The 1,257-nt window shown below is 57.6% G+C and carries 2 protein-coding genes; both read right to left on the reverse strand.

Features of this window, described 5'->3' with window-relative positions:
* A partial coding sequence (locus DVK07_RS19310) for a hypothetical protein (protein ID WP_121598495.1) occupies positions 1-299 on the reverse strand: 299 nt, incomplete at its 3' end.
* On the reverse strand, positions 292-867 hold the full coding sequence (locus DVK07_RS19315; protein WP_121598494.1) for a hypothetical protein: 576 nt from the start codon (positions 865-867) through the stop codon (positions 292-294). The genes DVK07_RS19310 and DVK07_RS19315, both read right to left, overlap by 8 nt.
* Between the last annotated feature and the right edge of the window lie 390 nt (positions 868-1,257).

Consider the following 1,257-nt stretch of genomic DNA (forward strand, 5'->3'; position numbering starts at 1 on the left):
TTATGGTCATTCGGATGGCGGTCCCATCGGCACTCCCACTCGTTGCCGGTCTGGTATTGCTCCGAATAATGGATGCTGAAGTCGTCAGTCTCGAACCAGCGGATCCGTAGATACGCACGGGTGACGCCGCCTGGAAAGTATCCGAGATCGTAGTCAGCGACGACTGCGTTCGGCGCGTATTCTGGTCGTGTCTGGATGTCGTCGAATCGTTCGCTGTGGGCGAGGTGTGCGGCAATCCGGTCGAGGATTTCTGCATCGATGGGGCCCCGACTGGGTGGGTCTGCCGTGTCCTCAGGCATCGACTGGACCGGGCTTGCTACCGGCGACTGGATTGTTTCGGCGTGCTTCGTCGAGGAGCGCGGCTCGCTTTTCGAGTGTCTCCCACTCGGAGAGCGCTTCCCAAGCTGCTTCGGTGGACAGATTCTGTTCTTGGGTCGCGTCGACGAGAGACACCTCGTCGGGGTGCGTTGCACCGAACTGTGCTCTGTAGTCCTCAATCTGGTTGAGCGTGTCGTCGAGGGCGTCAACGATCTCCTGCTCGGAGTATTCCTCGCTGATCCGGTCGATGCGTCGCCACTGGAAGTACGCGTCGTTGCGTTCGTACCGGACTGGACGACCGTCGTGCCGCTGTACCATTCCCATCTCGTCGAACCACTCTAGGTAGTCCCTGGCTGTCTCGGTGTCACAATCGGCCCGCTCGGCGATCGTCGAGACCTTCGTCGGCGTCCGGAGTCCGATGACAACGTCGAGGAGCCGTTCTCGGATTGATCCCCCTTTGAGGAGCGAGTCAGGTGATTCTAATGCGTCGAGATCAGGCGGTGACTCCTCGCCGTCGTATGCATCGTCGGGGATGTCTGTGAGGTCCATGTGTGGGGGTCCGTTGCTGTAGCTACTTGCTCTGACGATATATATCTATGGAACGCTGAATTATTTCTGCTTTAGCTGCGTTCACGACAGCGCTGGATAGGCTGCATCTCAAAGCACGCAAGATAGTATAAACAGATTGCGTGATTTGAGACAAAGTGCTCTCTGAACCGGAACTCACTGTCCTCTCATACCTTAGTACTTAGTATCGAGGGGGGAGATGGCGTGGTCCAGCGGGAGTTAGCTGATGCGCTTGAGTGAGATCCGAGTCACACGTCCCGCGTGGTCTCGAACCTTGCCGAACTCGGCCTAGTCACCAGAGAGCAGCAACACGGTCGATACCGGGTTTCGTTGTCAAACGCTGAACCGGCTGAACGGTTTGCAGATCTCGTG

Source organism: Halorubrum sp. Atlit-26R (genome assembly GCF_003666015.1).
GTDB lineage: Archaea > Halobacteriota > Halobacteria > Halobacteriales > Haloferacaceae > Halorubrum.

Excerpts from the sequence above, each read along its gene's own strand:
- DVK07_RS19315 (WP_121598494.1), bottom strand. The coding sequence starts at position 867 with ATGGACCTCACAGACATCCCCGACGATGCATACGACGGCGAGGAGTCA.